21 protein-coding genes are annotated in these 24,651 nt (G+C 72.4%); 6 read left to right on the top strand and 15 right to left on the bottom strand.

All coding sequences use genetic code 11. From position 1 onward, the window contains the following. Positions 1-116: 116 nt before the first annotated feature. The 10 genes from ABEA34_RS10555 to ABEA34_RS10600 form a co-directional block, all read right to left on the bottom strand. Entirely contained in the window at positions 117-854 is a 738-nt protein-coding gene (locus ABEA34_RS10555; RefSeq protein WP_345521214.1) for a response regulator, read from the bottom strand. After that, entirely contained in the window at positions 854-2,077 is a 1,224-nt protein-coding gene (locus ABEA34_RS10560) for a sensor histidine kinase (protein ID WP_345521215.1), read from the bottom strand. Before ABEA34_RS10560 ends, ABEA34_RS10555 begins: the two co-directional genes overlap by 1 nt. A gap of 2 nt (positions 2,078-2,079) precedes the next feature. Further along, positions 2,080-2,943, bottom strand: a complete 864-nt coding sequence (locus ABEA34_RS10565; protein ID WP_345521216.1) for a type II secretion system F family protein — start codon at positions 2,941-2,943, stop codon at positions 2,080-2,082. A 19-nt stretch (positions 2,944-2,962) separates the two neighbouring features. Beyond that, positions 2,963-3,886 carry a type II secretion system F family protein gene (locus ABEA34_RS10570; RefSeq protein ID WP_345521217.1) on the bottom strand — a complete coding sequence of 308 codons (924 nt, stop codon included), beginning with the start codon at positions 3,884-3,886 and terminating at the stop codon, positions 2,963-2,965. Beyond that, the gene (locus ABEA34_RS10575) at positions 3,883-5,220 is read right to left on the bottom strand and encodes a TadA family conjugal transfer-associated ATPase (RefSeq protein WP_345521218.1); all 1,338 of its coding nucleotides are present in this window, start codon (positions 5,218-5,220) and stop codon (positions 3,883-3,885) included. Before ABEA34_RS10575 ends, ABEA34_RS10570 begins: the two co-directional genes overlap by 4 nt. Positions 5,221-5,243: 23 nt before the next feature. Next, on the bottom strand, positions 5,244-5,660 hold the full coding sequence (locus ABEA34_RS10580) for a TadE/TadG family type IV pilus assembly protein (RefSeq protein WP_345521219.1): 417 nt from the start codon (positions 5,658-5,660) through the stop codon (positions 5,244-5,246). A 15-nt stretch (positions 5,661-5,675) separates the two neighbouring features. Then, a complete protein-coding gene (locus tag ABEA34_RS10585) occupies positions 5,676-7,259 on the bottom strand; it encodes a CpaE/TadZ family protein (protein WP_345521220.1) in 1,584 nt (527 codons plus the stop codon). Beyond that, positions 7,256-7,978 carry a Flp pilus assembly protein CpaB gene (cpaB, locus tag ABEA34_RS10590; RefSeq protein WP_345521221.1) on the bottom strand — a complete coding sequence of 241 codons (723 nt, stop codon included), beginning with the start codon at positions 7,976-7,978 and terminating at the stop codon, positions 7,256-7,258. Before cpaB ends, ABEA34_RS10585 begins: the two co-directional genes overlap by 4 nt. Next, on the bottom strand, positions 7,975-8,790 hold the full coding sequence (locus tag ABEA34_RS10595; RefSeq protein ID WP_345521222.1) for a hypothetical protein: 816 nt from the start codon (positions 8,788-8,790) through the stop codon (positions 7,975-7,977). The genes cpaB and ABEA34_RS10595 overlap by 4 nt, the downstream gene beginning before the upstream one ends. Before the next feature lie 186 nt (positions 8,791-8,976). Then, positions 8,977-9,894 carry a 1,4-dihydroxy-2-naphthoyl-CoA synthase gene (locus ABEA34_RS10600; protein WP_345521223.1) on the bottom strand — a complete coding sequence of 306 codons (918 nt, stop codon included), beginning with the start codon at positions 9,892-9,894 and terminating at the stop codon, positions 8,977-8,979. Positions 9,895-9,951: 57 nt separating this feature from the next. Here ABEA34_RS10600 and ABEA34_RS10605 point away from each other — a divergent pair, with 57 nt between their 5' ends. From ABEA34_RS10605 to ABEA34_RS10615, 3 genes are all read left to right on the top strand, one after another. Next, the gene (locus ABEA34_RS10605; protein ID WP_345521224.1) at positions 9,952-10,395 is read left to right on the top strand and encodes a nitroreductase family deazaflavin-dependent oxidoreductase; all 444 of its coding nucleotides are present in this window, start codon (positions 9,952-9,954) and stop codon (positions 10,393-10,395) included. Positions 10,396-10,414: 19 nt separating this feature from the next. Continuing rightward, positions 10,415-11,734, top strand: coding sequence for an MFS transporter (locus ABEA34_RS10610; protein WP_345521225.1), 1,320 nt, complete (start codon positions 10,415-10,417; stop codon positions 11,732-11,734). Positions 11,735-11,797: 63 nt separating this feature from the next. Next, positions 11,798-12,766, top strand: a complete 969-nt coding sequence (locus ABEA34_RS10615; protein ID WP_345521226.1) for a DUF6159 family protein — start codon at positions 11,798-11,800, stop codon at positions 12,764-12,766. A 4-nt stretch (positions 12,767-12,770) separates the two neighbouring features. Here ABEA34_RS10615 and ABEA34_RS10620 read toward each other — a convergent pair whose 3' ends face one another. Next, positions 12,771-13,391, bottom strand: coding sequence for an ACT domain-containing protein (locus ABEA34_RS10620; RefSeq protein ID WP_345521227.1), 621 nt, complete (start codon positions 13,389-13,391; stop codon positions 12,771-12,773). A 164-nt stretch (positions 13,392-13,555) separates the two neighbouring features. On the opposite strand from ABEA34_RS10620, the gene ABEA34_RS10625 reads away from it, so the two are divergent. Continuing rightward, on the top strand, positions 13,556-14,137 hold the full coding sequence (locus ABEA34_RS10625; protein ID WP_345521228.1) for a hypothetical protein: 582 nt from the start codon (positions 13,556-13,558) through the stop codon (positions 14,135-14,137). Here the strand turns inward: ABEA34_RS10625 and recD are convergent. The 4 genes from recD to ABEA34_RS10645 are packed head-to-tail and all read right to left on the bottom strand — an operon-like array spanning position 14,134 to position 23,034. Further along, positions 14,134-15,915: an exodeoxyribonuclease V subunit alpha gene (gene recD / locus ABEA34_RS10630; protein WP_345521229.1), complete on the bottom strand. Its 1,782-nt coding sequence runs from the start codon at positions 15,913-15,915 to the stop codon at positions 14,134-14,136. The two genes, ABEA34_RS10625 and recD, sit on opposite strands and share 4 nt — an antisense overlap. Then, positions 15,912-19,205 carry an exodeoxyribonuclease V subunit beta gene (gene recB / locus ABEA34_RS10635; protein WP_345521230.1) on the bottom strand — a complete coding sequence of 1,098 codons (3,294 nt, stop codon included), beginning with the start codon at positions 19,203-19,205 and terminating at the stop codon, positions 15,912-15,914. Before recB ends, recD begins: the two co-directional genes overlap by 4 nt. Beyond that, positions 19,205-22,504, bottom strand: a complete 3,300-nt coding sequence (gene recC, locus ABEA34_RS10640) for an exodeoxyribonuclease V subunit gamma (RefSeq protein ID WP_345521231.1) — start codon at positions 22,502-22,504, stop codon at positions 19,205-19,207. Before recC ends, recB begins: the two co-directional genes overlap by 1 nt. Positions 22,505-22,539: 35 nt before the next feature. Then, positions 22,540-23,034 (bottom strand): nuclear transport factor 2 family protein, encoded by a 495-nt coding sequence (locus tag ABEA34_RS10645; RefSeq protein WP_345521232.1) that lies wholly within the window; start codon positions 23,032-23,034, stop codon positions 22,540-22,542. A gap of 95 nt (positions 23,035-23,129) precedes the next feature. Here ABEA34_RS10645 and ABEA34_RS10650 point away from each other — a divergent pair, with 95 nt between their 5' ends. Further along, the gene (locus tag ABEA34_RS10650) at positions 23,130-23,618 is read left to right on the top strand and encodes a cupin domain-containing protein (RefSeq protein WP_345521233.1); all 489 of its coding nucleotides are present in this window, start codon (positions 23,130-23,132) and stop codon (positions 23,616-23,618) included. A gap of 95 nt (positions 23,619-23,713) precedes the next feature. After that, a complete protein-coding gene (locus tag ABEA34_RS10655; RefSeq protein WP_345521234.1) occupies positions 23,714-24,640 on the top strand; it encodes a Dyp-type peroxidase in 927 nt (308 codons plus the stop codon). Positions 24,641-24,651: the final 11 nt, after the last annotated feature.

A 24,651-nucleotide genomic window follows, 5' to 3' on the forward strand; every position in this document is an offset into this window, starting at 1 on the left:
GGACCCGACCCGGCCCGATCCCGAGGTGGGCGATTGGGCCTCGTTCTGGGCCCGAGGGCCTATAGCCCGTTCGGGCTATCGTCTGGTAGCCCGCCTGATCCAGGGGGTGAGGGCGATCAGGTGGCGAGGCGGCTGGGCGTGCGAGCGGGCGTGTGCTCGGACGCCTCCTCGGCCGTCCCGAGGAGGACGGCCAGCGCCTCGGCGCGGCTGGTCACGCCGAGCTTCGCGAAGACGCTGTTGATGTGGTTCTTGACCGTCTTCGGCTCGATGAACAGGTTGCGGGCGATGTCGCGGTTGGAGAGTCCGGTCACGAGCTCCCGACAGACCTCGAGCTCGCGGCGGCTGAGCCGGTGCTCCCGACTGAGCTCGCTCCACCGTTGCTCGGGATCTGCGGACCCCAGGTCCTTCGGCGTCGCCGACAACGGCACGGGTTCCTCGCCACGCAGACCACCGGCCAGGACGGCGGCGGCGGCGGGGCTGAGCCGCATCCGTCCCTCGGCCGCATCGGTCACCGCGCGCACCAGCTCGTCCGCGTCGAACGACCCGTGGAGCAGGTAGCTGGTCGCCCCGGCAGCCAGCGCTCGGGAGATGACGTCGGGTTCGTCGGAGTGGGTCAGCATCACGATCCGGGTGAGCGGCTCCAGGTCGCCGATCACGCTCAGCCCGTCCGTGCCGGGCATCCGGACGTCGAGCAACGTGACGTCCGGCCGCTTCTCGACGGCGAGCGCGAGGGCCTCCCGCCCGTCGGCGGCCTCGCCGCACAGCTCCACCCCGGGCGCGTTGTCGAGGAGCGCGACCAGACCCATCCGCACGATCGGGTTGTCGTCGGCGATGAGGACCCGCACCGGCGTCATCACGGCCCCTCTCCCAGCGGGATGCGGATCCGCACCGTCGTGCCCTGGCCCGGGGCCGTGTCGACCACGAACGAGCCCCCGGTCCGCACCGCCCGCTCGTCCATCCCGACCAGGCCGAAGTGGCCCCTGCTGGCGGCTTCGCGGCGTCGGCCGGGTGCGATACCGGGCCCGTCGTCCGCGACGACCACCTCGAGCCAGCCGTCAGCGACCTCGGCGCCCACGGTCACCGTGGTGCCGTACGGCGTGTGCCGCGCGACGTTCTCCAGCGCCTCGTTGACCACGGCGCCCAGCTCGTACTGGGCTGCTGGGTCGGTGCGTCCGAGGTCGGGGGCGATCCGGTCCACCACCGTCCGGTCGTAGACCGTCTCCCACCGTTGCAGGGTGGCCCGCAGCATGTCGGCGAGGGAGCTCGTGCCGTCCGCGCGTCGCATGGCCACCAGCAGCTCCCGGGACTCCCGGTTGGCGCGGCGCGCGGCGTCGGCGATCTGGCCCACCCGTTGCTCGGCGACGTCGGGGGCGCTGCGGACGACCGGAGCGGCCGCTTCGGCGAGCAACGCGATGCCGTGCACGGACTTGGTCACCGAGTCGTGCAGCTCCCGGGCCAGCCGGGCCCGCTCCTCGGCGATCGCGGCGCCCTCCCGCTGCTCGTGGAGCGCCTCCTCGAGGCGGGCGGCGGCGATCACGGCGTGCTGGAACGCGGCACCGGCGAAGACCATCGCGACCAGCAGCACCGGCATCACCACCAGGAGCAGGAACTCGGTGGCCGACGTGAGCCGATCCGGGAGGTTCGCGCTCGCCGCGATGAGCCAGCTCAGGAGGTAGCCGAGGCTGAAGATCCAGGCGCCGCGGTAGCCCAGGCACAACCCGGTGAAGAGTCCACCCGACACCAGCAGGAACGCGACCGGGCTGAACAGACCCGTGCCGACCAGCAGCCCGGTGACCACGGTCAGGTCCAGCAGGTGCACTGCCGGGTGGGTGACCTGCACCTCGGCGAACCGCTCCCACCGCAGCAGCAGGAGGAGGACCCCCAGCATCCATCCGATCAGCACGACCAGCACTGCCGCGGGCTGGTCGGCGATCCAGGACCAGACGACCGCCAAGAGCCCGCCGACGAGCCGTACGTCGAGCAGCACCCGGACCAGGCTGGAGCTGGCGCGGCTCTGCGTCCAGTCGTCCGCCGCGTAGGGGCGGCGGAAGCGTTGCGGGATCGCGAGGTCGACCATGGTCAGCCCTTCAGGGTCGAGATCGCGATGGCCCCGATCATCATGGCGGCGATCGCCGGCATGATCACCAGCGTCAGCGCCAGGCTGATCTTGGGGTTGGCCTGGGCGGCCGCCTTGCGTGCCTTCTGACCCGCCGCCCGCCGCAGCTCGGTGGCGTACGTCGTGAGGAACTGACCGACCGGGGCACCGAGCTCCTCCGCCTGCAGGTAGGCGGTCACGAACTCGATCATGGCGGGCGAGGCCGACCGCTCGCGGAGCTGGGCGAACGCCTCCCGGCGCGGGGTCCCGAGCTCGATCTGACGCAGTGCGATCAGCATCTCCTCGCCGACCGCCCCACCGACCATGACCGCCACCCGGGCGAGCGCCGTACGGAAGCCGAGGCCGGCGCTGATCGTGACCGCGAGCACGTCGAGGAAGTCGGGCAGCTCCTTGTCGATCAGCGCCCCCCGGCGCCGTCCGTTGAGCCACAGGGTCAGGCGCGGGAAGTACCACCCCAGGATCGGCAGCGGCAGTCCGAAGACGATGCCGTTGACCAGACCGAGGATGGCGACGATGCCGCCGAGGAAGGCCCAGGTCGCCTGCCGGGCGATCACGTCGTCGTAGCTGACCTTCTCCGCCTGCCCGGCCCGGTAGAGGGCCCGTTGGACGGAGCGACGCGATCGGGACGAGGCGCCGCGGACCGCGCGGCCCCCGATGGCGCGGTCCAGGAACCTCAGCAGCATCCCGACCAGGCTGGTGCGCTCGCGACGGTCGTCGACCGTCTCGGCCATCAGGTCCCCGGCGACCCCGGGGTCGCCGGCCAGTCGCCAGCCGCGCACCGCTATCAGCAGCAGGCTGGTGAAGATCAGCGCGAACAGCAGGCTCATCCGCGGCCACCTCGCGTCGTCATACGTCCACCGTCCCGAACCGCTTGACCAGCAGCAGGCCGAGCCCGAAGACCCCGCCGCACACGGCGAACAGCACGATCCCGATCGGGTCCTCCAGCACCGTGCGCAGCCCGCCCTCGGCGAACATGTTGACCAGCAGCAGCATGAACGCGCCGAGGCCGGCGACCGCGGCCACGGTCGCCTTCGTGCCGGCGAGCAGGGTGTTGACCTCGCGCCGTACCTCGCGCCGGGTCTCCAGCGCGTCGGTGATCCCCCGCAGGGCGGTCACCACCCGGCCGCCTGCCCGGACCTGGATCGCGAGCACGTTGACCAGCACCTGCACCTCGCGCGACGGCATCCGGTCCGCGAGCCTGCCGAGCACCTCGTCCAGGTCGGCGCCGACGACGAGCTCCCGGTTGACCTGCTCCAGCTCGGACCGCACCGGCTCGACCGACTCCTGGGCGGCCACGCCGAGCGCCGCCCGCAGCGCGAGCCCGGCCTGGGTCGCGTTGGCCAGGAGCCGGGCCAGCTCGGGCAGCTGGTCGACGAACTTCTGGCGCCGCTTCTCGATCCGGTAGCGCAGGAACGCGCGGAGTCCCATCACCACGCCGATCACGCCGATCACGGCGAGGACCGGGCCGCCGAGGCTGTCGGCGATCAGCCAGACCAGGACCATCACGACCATCGCGGCCAGCACCACCGTCCCCACCGTCCAGCTCACGTCGGCGCGGTCGAGGGTGCGCCGGAGTCGGCGGCCCGCCGACGTGCGCAGCACCTGCCGTTCGGTCCACGAGGACAACCGCCCCCACCCGCTCGTCTGCTCGTCCAGGTCGCTGGCGTAGATCACCCGCCGCCGGTCGCTCTCGGCGGCGAACATGGAGACTCCGAGCACGAAGGTCGCAGCCGTCCCCAGGCACAGCAGCACGATGGCGGTGATGGTCATGTCGACGTCCCCAGCACTCGGGGGTCGTACGCCGGCGGGACGGCTGCGCCGGCGGACCGGCAGCGCAGCAGCAGCTCGTCGGTGAGGGGTTGCCGGATCACCCGACCGGTGACGGCGCTGTGGCCGTCCCAGTCGTCGGCCTCGAACCGCATCATCGAGTGCCGCTGGTAGTCCTCGCGGTGCTGCGACGTGAGCGCGGCGATCTCCACGATCCGGCGCCGTCCGTCCGGGAGCCGGGTGAGCTGCACGATCACGTCGATCGCGGTGTTGACCTGGTCGCGCAGGGTGGCGTGCGGGAGCTCGATCTCCCCCATCGTGCACAGGGTCTCCATCCGCAGCAGGGCGTCCAGGACGCCGTTGGCGTGGATGGTCGCCAGCGAACCCTCGTGACCGGTGTTCATCGCCTGGAGCATGTCGAGCGCCTCGCCGCCACGCGTCTCACCGACGATGATCCGGTCCGGCCGCATCCGCAGCGAGTTGCGGACCAGGTCGCGGATGGTCACCTGCCCTTCGCCCTCGACGTTGGCCGGGCGGGCCTCGAGCCGGATGACGTGCAGCTGCTGCAGCGCCAGCTCGGCAGCGTCCTCGATCGTCACGATCCGCTCCCGCTCCGGGATGAACGAGGACAGCGCGTTGAGCATGGTCGTCTTGCCCGATCCGGTGCCGCCGGAGATCAGGATGTTCGTCCGGGCGAGGACCAGGGCGCCGAGCAGGTCGGCCGTCTCCTGGTCGAACGTGTCGAGCCCGATCAGCTGCTCGATCGAGTAGGGCGTGGGGAAGCGACGGATCGTGATCGTCGGGCCGTCCACGGCCAGCGGCGGCACGATGACGTTGACCCGCTCACCGGTCGACAGTCGCGCGTCGACCATGGGGCTCGACTCGTCCACGCGGCGGTTGACGCTGGCCACGATCCGGTCGATCGCCTGGTAGACCTGCGCCTCGGAGCTGAAGCGGATCGGCAGCAGATGGAGCCGACCGGCCCTCTCGACGAAGATGTTCTCGGCTCCGTTGACCATGATCTCGGTGACCGTGTCGTCCTCGAGCAGCGGCTCGAGGATGCCGAGACCCAGCGCCTCGTCGACCGTACGGCGCACCAGCCGACTGCGTTCGCGGTTGGACAGCAGCGGCCCCTCGCGCGTGAGCAGGGCGCCCACCACCCGCTCGAGGCGGGCCCGCTTCGCCTCGTCGGTCAGGGCAGAGAGCTCACTGAGGTTGACCTCGGCCAGCAGCAGCCGCCGCAGGTGGGCGGCCATGTCGTCGTCGATGGCGCGGCTGAGGCCGACACCGCTGTCGATGTCGTGGTGGCCCGCCCTCACGCGGTCGCGCAGTGACATGTGGCTCCTCGTCCGTTGGTGGGTCAGAAGCCGCCGGTGCCGGGGTCCTGCGGCATGATCGCGCTGCGCTCGATGGTCAGGTCGAGACCGGGCACCCCGATCCCGAGGAACGGCACCGTCGCCTCCGCCGTGGCAGAGACCGAGCCGGCCGCGCCCGACGTACCTGGCTCCCTGGCACTGGCGTCGTGGGCCCGGACGTCGACCCGGAACCGCGGGTTGGCCTGCGAGCGACCGTGGTTCTCGGCCGCCGAGGCGGGCGTGCCCTTGCTCATCTCGCGGGTGGCGAGGCGGGCCGCGGACTCCGCCTCGACTCCCGCCTGGGCGAGCAGGTAGAGCTGGAACATCGCGCCGACGACGATGACGATGATCGGGATCATGCCGAGCGTCTCGATCGCGGTGATGGACCCGCGTTCGTCTCGCTGTGCCCGTCTGCGCTTCATGTCCACTCCCTGCTCCTAGTCCGTGTAGCTGCCGCTCTGCTTGATCGACAGGTCACCGAGCGGCACGATCTGCGGCACGTGCACCTCGGCGGTGAAGGTGCCGTCGCCGTGGTCCCTCACCTGGACGTCGAGGAAGCCCGGGACCCGCGACTCTGCGGCCTCCTGAGCACGCACCTGTCGGGGGATGAGCCCGTCGCGGCTCCCGATGATCGCGGCCGCGTCGGCGGCGCGACGGCTCGACACCGTGGCGATGGCGTACAACGCCACCTGCAGGAGCAGGAGGAAGAGAGCCGCCGACACGACGATCCCGAAGATCATCTCGACCGTGGTCTGGCCGGCGTCGCCCCGCTTGCGTCGCTTGCGTCCGCGCCGCGACTTCATCTCCGCGATCGCCTGGTCCGCCTCGGTCCTCAGGACCGGCTCGTCCGATCCCCGCGGACGCAGCCGCGTGCCGAGCTGGAGCTCGCGGCCGAGCGCGATGATCGCCCGGCGGAACGGCGAGTCGCCCAGGTCGAGCGCCGACGCCCCGTTGGCGACCTCCTCCAGGTGCTTCCAGTCCTCGGGCACCGCGACCTTGAACGCCTCCGTGCCGGTGATCCGACGACCCAGGTCCGGCTGGACCTCGGACCGGGGGCTCGCCCGGTTGAACAGCACCTTCACGTCGCCGGCCTTGGCGACCTCCAGCCGCGACATCATGCCGAGCGTCTCCCTCGCCCCGCGCAGGGCCGGTACGTCGGGGGTGGCCACCAGGATCAGGTCGTCGGCGAAGTCCATCGCCACCGCCCCGGGCTCGGTGAGCACGCTGCCGGCGTCGACGATGACCACGTCGAACTGGTCCCGGATCGCGCCCAGGATGTAGCGGGTCGCGTCGCCAGTGACCTCGTCGGCCCGCTCGGGCTCGTGGGGTGCGAGCAGCATCTTCAGCCCGGAGTAGTGGCCGAACAGCGCCTCGTCGACGTGTCGGCCGGTGACGTTCTCGGCGACCGGCACGAGGTCGAGGATCGTCCGGCGGCCGTGGAAGTCGAGGAGGTGCCGCAATCCCCGTTGCTGCAGGTCGAGGTCGACCAGGCACACCCGCCGGCCGTTGCCGCCGCGCACCGCGGTCAGCGCCAGGTGCAGGGCGATCGTCGACGTGCCGACCCCGCCCTTGGCGCCGGTGACGACGATGACCCGGCCGGCGGCGTCGGCCCCGCTGCTGGCGAAGGCCATGCTGCGCACCCGGCGCTGCCAGTCGGCGATCTGCGCCAACCGTCCATGGAGGTCCTCCACCGACGGGTTGGTGGGGAGCAGGCCGCGGGCGCCGGCCTCCATCGCGGCCGAGAAGAACTCGACGGACGGGTGGTCGGCGAGGATGACGACGCCCAGGTCCGGGCGGACCTTGGTGAGCTCACGGGTCATGGACAGCACGACCTGCTCGCCGAAGTCCACGTCGACCAGCAGGAGGTCGAGCTCCTGATCGGCGTCGTCGACGACGAGCGCGACGTCGCTGCGCGCCTCGACCGCGCCGAGGATCGTGAGCTCGCCGATCTCGCCGAGGGTGACGACCACCCGGTTGCGCCGTTCCTCGTTCTCGCCGGCGACCAGCACACGTCCGTTCATTTCTCGTCTCCCGGGATCTGGAAGGTCTCCTCGTAGGAGCGCTTGTCAGGCGCGACCAGCGAGTCGTCGGTCGGCGTGCGCAGGGCGAGGCGCACCTCGAGCGCGAACGACTCCGCGAACGTCAGCGCCTTGATCTCGTCGGTGTTGGCGACGAACGTCACCGGCACCGCCTGCGTGGGCTCGACGACCCCGGCCGAGGTCTGCCGGGTGCGTTCGGTCTCGAGACCGACGTCGAGCACTCGCATCCCCTGCGCGACCACCTTGGCCCGCGGGCCGACCGTGGTGGTCTCGCCGTCGAAGGTCGCCCACACGTCGACCTGGGCACCGGGGGTGAGCTTGCCGGCGACGCCCGACTCCGCATCGACGAGGATCGTCACCGCCCGGGTGCCGGGCTCGACCTCGGGCGCGGCGACGACCGTGCTGGACTGCAGCAGGGTGCCGCTCGGGATGTCCGCGGCGGCGACCGTCCCCACCAGGTCGTCGAGCGAGCGCACGGCGGTGTCCGGCAGCCATCGCGCCGGCACCTCGATCTCCTTGACGGAATCGAGCGGGATCGCTTGGTACTGGGGCACATCGGTCGTGAGCTCCCACGCCTGGACCTTGTCGCCGACCTCGGACTCGATGTTGTTGACGTAGCTCAACACCGCGAAGAACACAGCGATTGCGCCGACGACCGCAACCACGATCATCATGACGCCGCGGCGCTGACGGGGATTCATACGAAGGCCTCCTGGGCGGAGCAGAAGCGACAGTGGGAGGTCACGGGCTCGCCGCACTCCGGGCACCGACGCCAGGGTCCGGTCCCGATTCGAGAGGCCAGCACGCGCAGGTCGCTGGTCAGCACGCACCGCTCGTAGTAGTTGCGGGTGCCCCACCAGCCGCTGGTGACCGGGGCGGGACCCTCGACGTCGATGGTCGGGAGCTGACCGTTCGAGACCGGCTGTCCGCGACTCGCCAACCTCCCCGCCAGGGCGGGGTTGCCGGCGCGGACGACGACGGCGTCCGGTCCGATCAACGCGTCGGCGTGGTGCCCGGACCGGGGCACTCCCACCTCGATCCGTTCCGTGAACCGGATCCGCACCACCGCGCCGGGGATCATCGACACCAGGTGATGCCGCAGGCCGATCTCGGGCAGGTCCAGCCCGGAGACCCGGCGGCTGACCGCCTCGATCCGGGAGTGGCCGAGGATCAGCGGCAGCCCGCTGAGCACGGCTCCGGGTGCGACGCCGAGCTCGGCGAGACCGGCCAGCACGGTGGCGGTGCTCGCCAGACCGGTCAGCGGGCGGCGGACGCCGACCGGGAGCACCCGGAAGTCGCCGTACACGCTGCGCAGGAGCCGCAGGCGGTGCTCGCTGACACGGGTGCCGTCATGCACCAGCAGGCGCGGCACGTCTGACTCCTCGGAGAGCAGGTGGTCGAGCGCAGCGTCGAGGAACCCGGGTTCACTGGGGTGCGGCAGCTCCACGACCGCGCCGTACGGCAACGACGGCACGGCAGCCGCAGGGAACCCGCAGGCGATCACCCGAAACACGACACCGGCTCCCTTCATGAGTCCCGAGAACACATGACGCAAGAAAGCATGAGATGAGGAGGATCCGACCCCGAGAGGGCCGTCGAACACTCAGGACCCTGCCCCCGGTGGAAATCGCACAAACCCGACCACTAGTCAAACATCGGGAAACACGGGCGCGTCGAGCCGACGACGTGCCCGGCCGGCTCAGTAGTACCAGGGGTAAGGCGACCAGTCGGGCTCGCGCTTCTCGAGGAACTGGTCGCGCCCCTCCTGCGCCTCGTCGGTCATGTACGCAAGCCGGGTGGCCTCGCCGGCGAAGAGCTGCTGGCCGACCAGGCCGTCGTCGAGGAGGTTGAAGGAGTACTTCAGCATCCGCTGGGCGGTCGGGGACTTGCCGTTGATCTTGCGACCCCAGTCGAGGGCGACCTTCTCGAGCTCGGCGTGCGGCACGGCCCGGTTGACGGTGCCCATCCGGACGCCGTCCTCGGCGGAGTACTCGTCGCCGAGGAAGAAGATCTCGCGGGCGTACTTCTGGCCGACCTGGCGGGCGAGGTAGGCCGAGCCGAAGCCGCCGTCGAAGGAGCCGACGTCGGCGTCGGTCTGCTTGAAGCGCGCCTCCTCGGCGCTGGCGATCGTCAGGTCGCAGACGACGTGCAGGCTGTGGCCGCCGCCGGCGGTCCAGCCGGGCACGACGGCGATGACGACCTTGGGCATGAACCGGATCAGCCGCTGCACCTCGAGGATGTGCAGCCGCGCCAGCTTGGCCTTGTCCACAGTCTCCTCGGTCTCGCCGTCGGCGTACTGGTAGCCGGCACGGCCGCGGATGCGCTGGTCGCCCCCGGTGCAGAACGCCCACTTGCCGTTCTTCTCGCTCGGCCCGTTGCCGGTGATCAGCACGCAGCCGACGTCGCTCGACCGGCGCGCGTGCTCGAGGACCCGGAGGAGCTCGTCGACGGTGTGCGGCCGGAAGGCGTTGAGGATGTCGGGCCGGTCGAACGCCACTCGGACCGTGCCGTGGGCCTTCGCCCGGTGGTAGGTCAGGTCGGTCAAGTCCTCGAAGCCGGGCACGTCGTCCCAGTCGTCGGCGTCGAAGATCTCGGACACTCCCTCGATGGCGCTCATGACCCGCACGCTATCGCCGCCCTGGAATACCGGAGCCACAGGTGGTCTTCTGGTGACATGGCACTTGAAGGTGAGTACGAGCCCAGCCCGGCCCAGTGGGTCCGGGACCAGGTCGCGCAGTACGAGGCGTCCGGCGGCAAGGAGGCCAACGTCCTCCAGGGCAAGCCGGAGTGGCCGATCGTGGTCATCACCTCGAAGGGCGCCAAGTCCGGCAAGCTCCGCAAGAACCCGGTGATGCGGGTGGAGAAGGACGGCGTGTACGCCGCGGTCGCGTCCAAGGGCGGTACGCCCGAGCACCCGACCTGGTACTACAACTTCGTCGAGCACCCCGAGGTCGAGCTGCAGGACGGCCCCGAGCCGCACCTCTACCGCGCCCGGATCGCCGAGGGTGCCGAGCGGGCCGAGTGGTGGGAGCGGGCGGTGGCGCAGTACTCGCCGTACGCCGAGTACCAGGAGAAGACCGACCGCGAGATCCCGGTGTTCCTGCTCGAACGCGTCTGATCGGCCCCACAATGCCGGTGTGACCACCGACACTCCCCCTGCTGGGCCGGCGCTGCGTCGCTCGGCGCTGGCCGAGCCGACCGAGAACCCGCCCGGCCGCTGGGTCGCGTTCCTGACGCTGGCGAGCATCGGGCTCTGGGCCGGCTTCTTCGGGCCCATCTCCGTGCTGCTCGCCCAGCAGGCGGAGGCGATCGACGCCGACAGCAAGAAGCAGATCCTCTCGCTGGTGCTCGGCCTGGGCGCGGCGACGTCGGTCGTCTGCAACCCGGTCTTCGGCGCGTTCTCGGACCGGACGCGGCTCCGCGCAGGGCGCCGGCTGCCCTGGATCATCGCCGGCGCGCTCGGGGGTGCGCTGTCGCTGGTGGTGCTGTCGGCGGCCGACAACGTCGTCGTCATGGCGCTCGGTTGGTGCGGCGTGCAGGCCTCGCTGAACGCGATGCTCGCCGCGGTGACCGCGACCGTCCCGGACCAGGTGCCGGTCGGCAACCGCGGCAAGGTCGGTGGCATCCTCGCGATCGCCCAGACCGTCGGCGTCGTCGGCGGCACCGGGATCGCGTCGGCGACCGGCAGCATCGCGGCCGGCTACCTGGTGACCGCGGGCTTCCTGCTCGTGCTGACCATCCCCTACTGCCTGGACTCCCGCGACATCCCGCTGACGGCGGAGGAGCAGCCGGCGCCCTTCGACTGGGGCGCGTTCCTGCGCTCCTTCTGGGTCTCACCGCGCGCCCACCCCGACTTCGCGTGGGCCTGGCTGACCCGCTTCCTGGTCAACCTCGGCAACGCCCTCGGCCTCCTCTACCTCCTCTACTACATGCAGGACGTCATCGGCTTCGACAAGGACGAGGCGGCCGACCGGGTGCTGATCCTGACGGCGACGTACGCCGCGGTGCTGATGGCGACCGCCGTGACCTTCGGCATCTGGAGCGACCGGAGCGGCAAGCGGAAGGTGTTCGTCATCTGGTCCGGCGTCGTCGGCGGCTGCGCCTCGCTGCTGCTGGCGATCGGGCAGACCTGGCCGACCGCGGTGGTCGCGGCGGTGCTCATGGGCTTCGGCTACGGCATCTACACGTCCGTCGACTTCGCGCTGATCACCCAGGTGCTCCCCGGAGCCGACGACCGCGGCAAGGACCTCGGCGTCATCAACATCGCCAACGCGCTGCCGCAGGTCTTCGCGCCCGGAGTCGCGGCGGTGATCCTGATCGTCGTCGAGGGGCTCGGCGGTGTCACCGAGACCAACGGGGACGGCTTCTCGGTGGGCTACTGCGTGCTCTACGGCAGCGCGTTCGCCGCCGCGATCCTGGGCTCGGTCTTCGTCACCCGCATCAGGTCGGTGCCGTAACCCACCGTTGACCTCCGGCTGCTACGTTGCGGCCACATCCCAGCGCTGAAAGGTGTTCGACGCATGCCCACGACGCCGGCCGGTTGGCACCCGGACCCCTGGTTCCCGGGGCAGCTGCGCTATTGGGACGGCAGCACCTGGACGGGGCGCACCGCACCGATCCGGGCCCACGTCCCGGGTCGCTGGCCATGGAACCGCGCCCCGCGGCCCGCGAAGTTCAAGCCCTCGGCAGCGTTGGTCGACGCGACCTACGCGATGCTGCGTGCCGACCGGTCGATCATCGTCCTGCTCTTCGTGGGATCGGTGCTCGCGACTGCCGTCGGCGCCGCCATCGCCGTCCCCGGCGTCGTCTGGGGTCACGTCGACTCGAGCTCCTCGTACGGCGGCGGCGTCGTCGGCGTGCTGGTGACCGCGGCAGCGGTGGGCGCCATGACGTTCGTCCTGCAGCTCGTCACCGGCGCGGTCGTCGCAGCCGCCGTGCTGCGGGCCGAAGGTGAGACGCCGACCGCGCGACGCGCCCTCGCGGTGGCGTGGACCCGGCGCCGCCAGATCCTCGCGTGGGCCGCCGTGTCCACGGTGGTCGGGCTCGTGATCGGTCTGCTCCAGCGCCTTGGCATCGGCGGAGTGCTCGCCGCGCTGACGGCCAACCTCGGCTGGGCGGTCGCCACCGTCTTCGCGATGCCTGTCATCATCGTCGAGGGCACCATGCCCGTGGCCACGGTGCGCCGGTCCGCGAGGATCCTGAAGGACAACTTCGGCGCCACCGTGTTCGGCAACCTCCGGCTCGCGCTCCCGTGGATGGTCGCGACGTACCTGTCGGGTTCGTTGGCCATCGCGGGCGTCGTGGCCTGGGTGACCGGTGCGACGGTGCTCGGTCTGACCGCGGTCGTCGTCGGCATCATCGGGATCATCTTCTGCACGGTCGTCTCGTCGGCGCTGAGCACCTACCTGCAGACCTACCTCTATCGGTACGCCGCGGGCCTGTCCGTGCCCGGGATCGACCCGCACCTGCTCCCGCCCCCGGCGAGCTGATGCGTCAGTGCGCGTGCGCCTTGGCGGCGCGCGCGATCGACATCGCGAGCCCGACCAGGTGGCCGAGCCGCGCGATCTCGGAGTCGAGGAACTCCGGACCCCCGCGGCGACCGATGACGACGATCTCCGTCTTGTTGAGGCGCGCGGCGCAGGCGATGGTGTTCTCGTCGTCGCTGTCGATCGGCTCAGCCCGCTCGATCTGCGTCCAGGTCAGGGCGGACGGCGCCGCCTCGGTCGTGTAGACGATCCCGTCGATCTTGCTGACCCGGGCGGCCCAGTCGGCGCGGAAGGTCACCGGCAGCAGGTCGATCAGCCGATCCAGCGCGCCTTCGGGGTTGGCCGTCAGCTCCTCGACGGCCTCGAGGTCGAGGAAGAGGTTGCCGCCGGCGTTGTAGCGGCTGATCCAGACGACGCTGACGCCGTCCAGGCCGTTGACCTTCGACACGACGGAGTCGGGCATGGTGCCTGGCGCGATCTCGAGGAGCACGTCGTCGACGGCCGTCCCGTCGCGCTTCTCGACGATCTCGATGGCCTCGATGTCGCCGCCGACCTCACCGATGGCCGCCGCGAGCCGTCCCAGGGATCCAGGGACGTCGGGCAGCTCCACGCGCAGCAGGAAGGGCATCGCACTCTCCAATCTGACCTCGACCCTAGCCCGACCAGATTGCGGCGCGATTTCGCGGACGGCTGGCGGGACAGCTGCCACCGGACTGACCTCTTCGGGCCAGTGACCGGCTCGGGGCGGGCGGCTTGGGTGAAGAGGTCATCAGAACCCTCGGAAGGAACCACATGCGCCGCACCGTCCTCTGGGCCACTCTCCTGGCCCTCGTCGTCGTCGCGACCGGCACCACGTCGTACGCCGCGTCGAAGTACGTCATCACCTCGTCCAAGCAGGTCAAGAACGGGTCGCTGTCGGCGGCCGACCTGTCCAAGGCCTCGCGCAAGCAGCTGACCGGGGCCAAGGGACCGCAGGGCGAGCCGGGGCCGATCGGGCCCAGCCACGCCTACAGCGACACGATGGAGGCCAGCGTCTCCCTGCCCGGCAGCACCGGGCAGACCCTGATGACCGTGAACGTGCCGGCGGGCGACTACGTCGTCATGGCGCGGATCCAGGGCGAGACCGGCAGCGACCCGAACCCCGGTAACAACTACCGCTTCGACTGCTCGCTGAGCGGACCGAACGTCACCTTCGACGACCCCGTGTACCGCGTCGGTGTGGAGCCGAACGTCGAGCGCTACCTGACGTTCCAGGGAGCGGGCACCGTCAACGAGGCCGGCACCATCGCCCTCAACTGCTACGCCGGCAACGGGCACGACCTGACCGTGGCCGGTGGTCAGCTGCAGGCGATCCGGGTCGGCGGGCTCGACTAGCGCGTCTCGGCCAGGCGTAGCCTCAGCCCCGTCGCGCGGACCGCTCGCCGCCCGATCGCCGCGCGTACGTCGTCCTCGGACCCGACCACCACGAGCCGCTCGCGAGCGCGGGTCAGGGCCGTGTAGAAGAGCTCGCGGGTCAGCAGCCGCGAGTCCGGGGGCGGCAGCACGACCACGACCCGTTCGGCCTGGCTGCCCTGGCTCTTGTGGATCGTCATCGCGTGCATGGTCTCGAGCTGACCCAGGCGACCGGTGGCGAGGTCGTGCCGGCGGGTGCTGCCGGCGATCGCCGCTCGCAGGCCGTGCTCGCCGCGGCGCACGACGACGCCGGTGTCGCCGTTGTAGATCCCGAGGCCGTAGTCGTTGGCGGTGACGAGGAGCGGCCGGCCGGGGTACCACGACGTCCAGATCGGCTCGCCGGTCTCCTCGCCGAGCCAGCGCTCGACCTGCCGGTTCCAGTGCTGGACGCCGTGCGGGCCCTCGCGGTGCGCGCAGAGGAGGCGCTGGCGGTCGAGCGCTGCGAGCGCGCCGTCGACGTCGCCGGCCTCGGCCGCACGGACCATCTCGAGCGCAGGCCCGAGCAGCAGCTCGCGCATCCGGGGCACCGGGTCGGGCTCCGCCACGAACTCGACGTGCTCGTCACCGGCCCGCAGGAGCTCGAGCGCCCGGTCGGCGTCGCCGGTGCGCACCGCCTCGGCGAGCGCGCGGATCGCCGCGCCGAACCGGTGCGAGGTGCGCAGCGCGGCCACCCGTACGTCGCTCCGCGCGCCCAGGCCCTCGACCAGGTCGGACAGCACCGCGCCGGCCTCCACCGAGGCCAGCTGGTCGGGGTCGCCCACCAGGAGCAGACGGGTGTCGGGGCGCACCGCCTCGAGCAGCCGGGCCATCATCGTCAGCGACACCATCGACGTCTCGTCGACCACGACGACGTCGTGTGGGAGCCGGTTGTCGCGGTGGTGCCGGAAGCGGGCGGAGGTGTCGGGTCGCGAGCCGAGCAGCCGGTGCAGCGTGACGGCCCGCAGCCCGGTGAGCCGGGCCCGGTCGGACTCCGGGAGCCGGGCGACCTCCTCCTCGACCGCCTGCTGGAGCCGGGCCGCCGCCTTGCCGGTCGGGGCAGCGAGCGCGATCCGCAGGGCCGGACGTCCGGGCGCCTCGGCCTGCTCGACCAGCAGCGCGAGGAGCGCCGCGACCGTGGTGGTCTTGCCGGTGCCCGGCCCGCCGGTGAGCACGGTCGTGCCCTGCGACAGCGCGATCCGGGCGGCGGCGCGCTGCTCGTCGTACCCCTCGCTCGGGAAGACCCGGTCGAGCCCGGCCTCGAGGGCGGTGGTGCCCGCGGGTGTGGCTGCCGCCGGCGCGGGTCGGGCGAGGAGGTCGGCGCAGACCTGCTCCTCCTCGCGCCAGTAGCGATCGAGGTAGAGCAGCCGGTCGTCCAGCACGCGCAGCACCGTCGCGCCGCCGTCGGTCACCTGGGTCAGCGCGGTCGCGGCCAGCGCGGACCGCCACTCCTCGATGCTCGGCCACGGCAGGTCGGGGAGGAGCGACTCGTCGGCGACGGTCGTCAGGTCGACGCAGACCGAACCACCCCGGACGGCGCGGACGGCGAGCGCGACAGCGAGCTCGACCAGGGGGGCGTGCTCGTCGGCCAGGGCGCAGACGCGCTGGGCGACGTGGATGTCGGCCGAGTCGATGACCTCCGCGTCGTTGAAGACGCGCAGCAGCCCGCCGGCCGTCGGCACCAGGTGGTGGTCGTGCGGGTCCTCGATCTCCGTCGTGCTCATCGCGTCCTCCCGTCGAGCAGGTCGGACAGCGCGACGACGAGCGCGGCCGGCGGCGTCCAGCTGAAGACGCCCGCCGGGTGCCCGTCGACCAGCGGGGTCCCGGGACCGCACATGCCCCGCACGTAGAGGTAGAGCACGCCGCCGAGATGGGTCGCCGGGTCGTAGCCGGGCTGGCGCCAGCGCAGGTAGCGGTGCACGACGACGACGTACAGCAGCGCCTGCAGGGGGTAGTCGGAGTGCAGCATCGCCTCGGTGACCCGGTCGCGGGTGTAGTCGGCCGCGGTCAGCGGCTGGTCGGGGTCACCGAGACGGTTGGTCTTGTAGTCGACGACGAGGTAGCGCGGGCCGGCCTCGCCCGGCACCCGGAGCACGACGTCGATCGAGCCCGACAGGTAGCCGCGCAGCGACTGCTCCGCGAGCCCGTGGCCGGAGAGGCGGTCGGCGTACGGCAGCAGGGCATCGCCGGCCACGAGGTGGCGGCGCAGCAGGACGCCGACATCGGCGAGGGTGACCTCGGAGGTCGTCGCCACCAGGTCCCCACCCGCCAGCGGGATCTCGAAGTCGAGCTCGCAGAGCCGGTCGGTCCGGGCGATCTCGCCGAGCGTCAGGCCGGGCGCGAGCGGGCCGAGCGGGGTGTGGTGCAGCGGCACCAGCGCGGCGGCGAGGTCCTCGACGCCGGCGTCGACCGGCCACCAGGTGAGCTGCTCGCGCACCTGCGTGGTCAGCTCGGCGAGCAGGTCGGGCGCCATCGGGTCCGCGGTCTCGAGCACGCCGTGCACCAGCGACCCGAAGGTCGCGCCGGCCGGCAGGTCGGCCATCGGGGACGGTACGTCGGCGCCGACCGCCTCGGGCTCGAAGACGAGCGCAGCGTCGTCGACCTCGTCGTCGAGGGAGCCGACCTCGGGCTCGGTGGCGACGCCGCGGCTCTCCTCGGCGTCGCGGATCAGGCCGGAGTAGGACGTCCGCCGCCATGCCACGTCGATGCCGCGGTCGAAGCGGCGTACGCCGAGATCGGCCGGCGCCTGCTCGGTCACGACCGGGTCAGGCGTACGGCGTACGGACTCCTCGATGCTCGGGCCGCCCTGGGCCTCCCACGCGCGGAACTGGGCGAGCACGGCGGCGTCCGCGACCTTGGGCTCGCAGCTGTCGGGGACGACGGACTCGCCCTGCCGACGGCCGCGCAGCAGCCGGGACAGGCCGCCGTTGGGCTCGTCCCACGACGGCGCCCACCACGCCACGACCTGGGACTGGGCGCGGGTGAGGGCGACGTAGGTCAACCGGATGTTGTCGCCGGCCATCTCCTGGCGCCCGCGTGCCTCGACCTCCCGAAACCCGCGCTGGCTCTTGCCGCCGATGTCGAGGCAGCGCTCCTCGCCGCGGTGGTAGAGCACGACCTCCCGCGAGGGGATGTGCCGGTTGAAGGCGAAGGGCAGGTAGACGAGCGGGTACTGCAACCCCTTGCTCACCCAGACGGTCATGATCTGGACGGCCGCGGCGTCGCTGTCGAGGCGCCGGTTGCGCTCGGCGGCGCCGGCCGCCCGCTGGCTGCGCAGCCACTCGAGCAGCGCGGGCAGCCCGAAGTGCTCGCGGTGCGCGGTCTCGTGGAGCACCTGCCCGACGTGGGCGAGGTCGGTCATGTGCCGCTCGCCGCCACGCCAGGCGAGCACCCGGCCGGCCATCCCGCCGACCATGGCAGCCTCGTAGACCGCGGCGATGCCGCGCTCGCGCGCGTGGTCGGCCCAGCGGCGCAGGGTGTCGGCGACGTCGTCGGTGAGCCGGTCGCCGCCCGCGGCCAGGCTGGCGGCGCTCTCGCCGAAGAACATCGTGGTCGCCGCGGCCCGGACCAGCCCGCTGCGGTGCGGCTGCTCGAACGCCTCCAGCAGGCACAGCCAGTCGGCCGCCGCCTGGGAGGCGAAGACGTCGGTGTCACCGGTGTAGACGGCGGGCACGCCGATCGCCGCGAGCGCGTCCCGACACACCCGGGCGTCCTTGTGGGCCTCGACGATGACCGCGATGTCACCGGCCGCGAGCGGTCGCCCGTCGTACGTCGCCCCTGAGGCGAGCAGCTGCTGGACGTCGGCCGCGAGATCGGCCGCGATGTGGTCGCGCACCTCGTCCATCGGGACGGTGCGGGTGCCCGTGACCCCGAACTTCTCCCGGGTCACCACGCGCAGCCGGAAGGGGTCGTTGTGGGGAGCGCCCGAGAGGCGGTGGCCCTGGAGATGGGCGTCGACGTCGCGTACGACGATCTCGGGGTGACCGAGCGCGGCCCCGCCGAGGACGGTCGCCAGGCGGCTCACGAGCGGCCGGTCGCTGCGGTAGTTGGTGCCGAGCGTCCACCGGTGGTCGGCGGCCGTCGCGGCCTTCAGGTAGGTCACGATGTCGCCGCCCCGGAAGGCGTAGATCGCCTGCTTGGGATCGCCGATGAGGACGACGGTGGAGTGCCCGGCGAAGGCCCGCTCGATGACCTCCCACTGCACTGGGTCGGTGTCCTGGAACTCGTCGACCATCACGATCCGCCAGCGCCCGCGCATCCGGGCCCGGGCCGGTGCGTCCTCGTCCTCGAGCGCGATCGCGAGCCGGCTGAGGAGGTCGTCGTACCCCAGGATGCCGAGGCGGCGCTTGCGGCGCTCGAGCTCGAGGAGCACGTCGCGGGCGAAGGCGCGCCGGATGCCCTCGACCGACTCGGCCGGCGGGTCCTCGGGGGTCAGCGTGGTGCGCGGGTTGCCGACGACGTCGCGCGCGAGCCCGAGCGCCTGAGCGCGGGTGAGCTCGGGCTGGTCGCGCTGCTGGCCGAAGCGCTGGAGGTAGAGGTCGTCGACGATCTCGGCCACCACGTCGTCGAGGCTCTCCACCAGGGTCACGCCCGCGTCGGTGTCGCCCGCGACGCCGAGCGAGCGGAGCACGAGCTGGCAGAACTGGTGGGTGGTCGCGATCGTGGCGGCGTCGAAGCCGGCGAGGGCGTCGCGCAGCCGGTCGCGGCGGGCGGTCAGCTCGGCGGGGGTGCCCGTCACGAGGTGGGCGAGGAGCTGGTTGTCTCCGGCCAACGTCGGGTCGTCGAGCGCGTCGGCGGCCTGCACCAGCTGGCCGCGCACCCGCTCGCGCAGCTCCTGGCTGGCCGCGCGACCGAAGGTGATGAGCAGCATCTCGTCGAGCCGTGCCTCGCCCTCGGCGACGTAGCGCGTCACCAGTCCGGCGAGGGTGAACGTCTTGCCGGTGCCGGCGCTCGCCTCGAGCACGGTGGTCGTGGGTCCGGAGGGCAGGTCGCCCAGCAGGTCGAAGGAGTCCATCAGGAGAACGCCCTCTCCGAGCGGAGCAGCGGCAGCCACAGGCGTGCGGCGTAGGCCCCGAGCCGGGTGTCCTCGCCGGGCATCTCCTCGCCCGGACCGGGCGGGCGGAGCAGGTCGGTCAGCGGCGCGTGAGCGCCCCACACCCGGACCTGGGCCGGGTCGGCGTCCTCGGCCGGGTACATCCCGCTCTTCCAGCGCCGGCCGGCCTGCTCACGGGGGTCGTCGCCGTGGAGGCGGGCGCTCGCCCAGGCGAACGACGTCTTGAGCGGCAGCGGCAGCGGCTCGCGCCGGCCGGCGTCGTACAACCGGACCAGGTCGGTCAGCAGGCTCAGCGGCTCCTCGATCGCGGGGCCGAGCAACCGCTGGGCGGGGCGCGACCCGCGCGGCGCCCGGCCGATGGTCAGGGCCGTCCAGTTGTGGTCGGGATCGTGGGCGGCCAGCGCCAGCAGCCGCACCCACGACTCGACCAGCTGCTTGGCGTCGAGCCGCGAGTAGCCGACCGCGACGAGGCGGTCGGCGTAGACCGGTCCGACGGTGCCGGTGATCCGGCGGCCGTCGGCGAGGCGGACGTCGACGTCGTACGCCGCGGGCGCGACCTGCCGGTGGGTGAGCGCGGCGAGCGCGAGCTGCATGGCGGCGTCGCGGATCTCGCCGGCCTTGCGCCAGCCGAGCTGGCCCGGCGGCAGTGCACCGCGGCGCCACTCGGCACCGAGGGCCTGGTCGGGGTGGATCCCGCGCAGCATGTCGGCGAGCATCCGGTCGCCCACGCCCCAGGTCTCGAGGGCGTCGATCTCGACGGGCATCGCGTCGGCGACGCCGTCGACGTCCCAGGGCAGGGTGAGGTCGAGCGCGCGGAAGAAGCCCTTGACCGGGTCCTTGAAGAAGCCGACCAGGTCGGCGAGCGCGATGTCCTCCAGCGGTGCGGGCGCGAGCGGCGCCGCCAGGAAGCCGGGCGCGGCCGGCCGGGCACCGGTGGCGGTGCGTGCGGCGAGGAGGAGCGCGGGGTCGAAGGTGAACGGCGTCGGCACCCCCAGGCTGCCGGGCGTGACGTTGCGCGGGTCGAACGGCTGGAGCGGGTGCTCCACGACGAGCCGGTCGCGCACCCGCTCGGGCGTGGTGCGGTCGAGGGCGTCGAGGAGCTCGCCGAGAGGTACGGCGGGGGGCCGCTTCTGGCCGCTGTGCTCGTTGGCACCGGTGTAGGTGACCACCAGCGTCTCGGTCGCCGCACCGACCGCGTCGAGCAGCAGCTGACGGTCCTCGGAGCGCACGTCGCGCTCCCCGGTGTGCGGGGTGCGGGCGAGGACGTCGTCGCCGTCGACCAGCCCGAGCCGCGGGAAGATCCCGTCGTCGAGGCCGAGCAGGCAGACCACCCGGTGCGGCACCGACCGCATCGGGACGAGGGTCGCGACCGTCAGGCCGCCGGTGCGGAAGTTGGCCCGCGTGGGCCGGCCGGCGAGGTGGGCTCCGAGCAGCGCGCGGACGTCGCTGAGCCGCATCGGGAGGTCGTCGCGACCGGCGGCGTCGGCGCGCACCTGGGCGAGCTCGCGCTGGACCTGACCGGTCTGCCACTGGTCGTTGCGGTCGACCTTGGTCAGCGCCGCCACCCCGTCCGCCAGGGCGCTCAGCCAGTCACCGAGCGGCCGGGTCCCGGTCAGCCCGTCGGTGGCGACCGACAGCCGGTCGACGAACTCCGCGAACCGTCCCGCGAGCTCGACCCGGTTGCTGCCGACGTCGTCGAGCGGCAGCGTCGTGCCCAGCCAGCCCTGCGAGTCGTCGGAGAGCGCGACCCCGACGAGCACCCGGTCGACGCCGAACTGCCAGGTGTTCTGGATGAAGTCGACGCCGTACGGCGCCCGGTGCTCCTTGTCGAGGCCCCAGCGGATGCCCGACTCCCGCACCCACGCGGTGACGGCGTCCAGGTCGTCGTCGGTGAAGGCGAAGCGGCGGCGTACGGGCGCAGCCTGGGCCAGGTCCAGCACGTGGCTGGCGGTCGTGCGTCCGCCGGCGATGTCGAGCAGCTGGGCGGCGACGCCGAGCAGGGGGTTGGTCTGGGTGAGCGCACGGTCGGCGAGCCGGACCCGCAGCCGATGGGCGGGGTGGCCACCCTCCACCAGGTCGCCGAGCCCGAACCCGGCCGTGATCAGCGGGGCGTAGGTCTCGATGTCGGGACACATCACGAGGATGTCGCGCGGCTCGAGCGTCGGGTCGTCGTCGAGGAGCCCGAGCAGCACCTCGCGGAGCACGTCGACCTGGCGCGCGGCACCGTGGCAGCTGTGCACCTGCACCGACCGGTCGGCCGGGTCGAGACTGCGTCCGGCGGGACGTACGGCGTTGGCGCGCAGGTCGCTCTGGAGCCAGCCGAGCATCGTGGCCGGTGCCACCGGGTCGCCGTGGTGGGTGTCGGTCGCGTCGACCGCAGCCAGGCTGCGCTCGAGCTCGCGGACGTCGCGGCCGAGGGTGGCGAGCAGCGGGTGCCCGACCTGGCGGTGGCCGAGGTCGTCGGCGCGCGGCACCGGACCGCGCTCGTCGTCCAGCGCCCGCCAGAGGTCGTCACTCGGGTGGGGGAGCCAGAGATGGAGGTCGTGGTGGGTCGAGAGGGCCCTCAGCAGGGCGATCTCGGTGCTCGGCATCCGGGTGTGGCCGAAGAGGGACAGCCGGGTGGGCAGGTCGCTCGGCCCGGCCTCGAGCCGGGCGACCGTCTCGGCGTGACGCACGTGCGGTGGCGGCTGGCCGACGGCTCGGACGAGCTCGCGCCACAGGGGCGGCTGCCAGTGCAGGTCGGCGTCCAGCGCACCGCCCGCCCCGTCGGTCACCCGACCGTCGAGCCAGTCGACCAGCAGCTGGGGCCGCTGCCCGGCGTACGACGAGAAGAGGCCGGCGAGCCGGCGAGCGACGGAGTAGCGCCGGCCGCGCCGGAACTCCGCCTCGTCACCGACGTCGAGGTGGCCGAGGTGCAGCGCGAGCGTGTGCGCCCAGGGTTGGTCGAGGCTGGCGTCGAGCACCTCGAGCAGCGGCCACGCGAGCGCGTCGGCCGCCCACGGGTCGTCGTACGTCGTCCCCATCAGCTCAGCGATCAGCGAGCGCGGCGAGCGGAACTCGACCCCCGCGCACACGCCGTCCTGCGTCTCGCCGCGCCCGAGGACGTGGGAGAGCCGCTGGCTGAGCCAGCGCTCGACACCCTTGGCCGGCACCAGCACGAGCTCGGTCGCGAACGGGTCGTCGAGGGGCGCGGCCAGCAGCTCGCCGAGGGCGTCGGCGAGCTGGTCGGTCCGCGGTGCGCGGTGGAGGTGGAGCGCCACGGCCGCACCCTACGGGTTGGTGCCGACAGGCGGCGTCAGGGCGACAGCTCGTCCAGCAGCCGGTAGACGGGATCTTCGCGGTCCCGGCTGCCGCGCGGGCCTGCCGCCTCCGCGTCCCGGCGCAGGCCGGCGTCCGAACGGGTCCACTCCCGGACGGCGAACCGCTCCGCGACCACCCAGCGGCCGTCCTCGCGGACCAGGCGGTCGACGTACCGGAAGCCGGTCGTGAAGTTGAGGGCCGGCTCGTCCGCCGGGCTCCCCCAGTGGACGGCTGTCCCGTAGGTCTCCGCGACGGCCCGGTCGCCGTCGACCTCGGCGAGGTGGTTGCCGACGATGTGCATCGTGCCGCCGAGCATGGGCAGCACCCTGCGCAGCCACGCGACGTACTCGTCCGCCGTGCCGTCGAAGCCGGTGTGGTGGTCGATCCCGTCGCGCGCGTAGACGGCGCGGATGTCGTCGTACTGCAACCGGTCGACGGCGCGGCAGTAGGCGAGCACCAGCCGGTGGATCTCGTCGCGGTCGTCGTCCACGTGGCCTCCTCAGGCGTCGGGCCCCATCGTGCCGGGTCGCGGTGGTTGGGGCGATCACCTGCGGCGTACGGCGCGCGTCCCTACGCTGCTGAGGCATGAAGCGCCTCCTGGTCCCCGTCGCCGGCCTCGTCCTGATCGGCTCCGGCTTCGGCGCCGGCATCGCCGTCTCCTCCGCGTCCGCCGACGACCCCGCGCCCGTCACCGTGACCCGCCAGTCGCTCGCCGAGGTGGCCGCCCCTCCCGGCGCCCCGAAGCGCACACTCGGGCTGAGCAAGGTCACCGTCATGCCCGGCTCGCAGCTCGCCTCCCACCACCACCCCGGCGCACAGCTCGGCTACATCGCCGAGGGGGCGTTGACCTACACCGTGGAGAGCGGCTCCGCCGTCGTGATGAGCGGCCCCGGCGACGACGCGAAGGTCGTGAAGAGGCTGAAGGCCGGCATGACCTACCGGGTCAAGGCCGGCCAGTGGCTGCGGGAGGAGCAGGGCGAGGTCCACCACGCCCGCAACGCCGGCACGGTCCCGATCCTCATCTACCTGGCCACGCTCTTCAAGACGGGGAAGCCGGCGGCGATCCCGGACTGAGATTTGTCGTCGAGTGACGCGGATTCGCCCTTTTCGGGTCGGTTTGGGGGCGGTTTCACGTCACTCGACGGATCAGGTTGCGGAAGGATGGAGCCGTGACCGCACCCGAGTCCCAGCCCGTCACCACGCCCCTGACCCGGGCCGCCGTCTTCCTCGTGCTGACGATCGACGCCGGTGGCGAGGCCGCCGTGCGCGACGTGCTGGCGGACGCGCCGGGCATGGCGCGCGCGATCGGCTTCCGCAACGTCGAGGCCGGCCTGTCCTGCGTGGTCGGGATCGGCAGCGACGCCTGGGACCGCGTGTACGGCGGCGCGCGGCCGGCCGGGCTGCACCCGTTCGCCGAGATCCGCGGTGAGCGGCACACGGCGCCGGCGACCCCCGGCGACCTCTTCTTCCACCTCAAGGCGGAGCAGCTCGACCTCTGCTTCGAGCTGGCCGCCCGGCTGACCCATCGGCTGCACGGGGCTGCCACGGTCGTCGACGAGGTGCACGGCTTCCGCTACTTCGACCGCCGCGACCTGCTCGGCTTCGTGGACGGCACCGAGAACCCGGTGGGGCCGGCCGTCGACGCCGCCCTGATCGTCGGCGACGACGACCCGGACTTCGCCGGCGGCAGCTACGTCGTCATCCAGAAGTACCTCCACGACCTCGCCGCCTGGAACGCGATGTCCGTCGAGCACCAGGAGGCCGCGGTCGGCCGCGAGAAGCTCTCCGACATCGAGCTGCCCGACGACCAGAAGGCGCCAGGTGCGCACACCGCGCTGACCAGCATCGAGGACGAGGACGGCACCGAACTGCAGATCCTCCGCGACAACATGCCGTTCGGCAGCGTCGCCGGCGCCGGTGAGTACGGCACCTACTTCATCGGCTACACCCGCGACCCGGCCGTGATCGAGCGGATGCTGCGCAACATGTTCGTCGGCGACCCGGTCGGGACGACGGACCGGCTGCTCGAGGTCTCCACGGCCGTCACCGGCTCGCTCTTCTTCGTGCCCACCGTCGACCGGCTCGAGGGCGGCTGACCGCTCACCGG

The organism is Nocardioides conyzicola (assembly GCF_039543825.1).
Classification (GTDB): domain Bacteria; phylum Actinomycetota; class Actinomycetes; order Propionibacteriales; family Nocardioidaceae; genus Nocardioides; species Nocardioides conyzicola.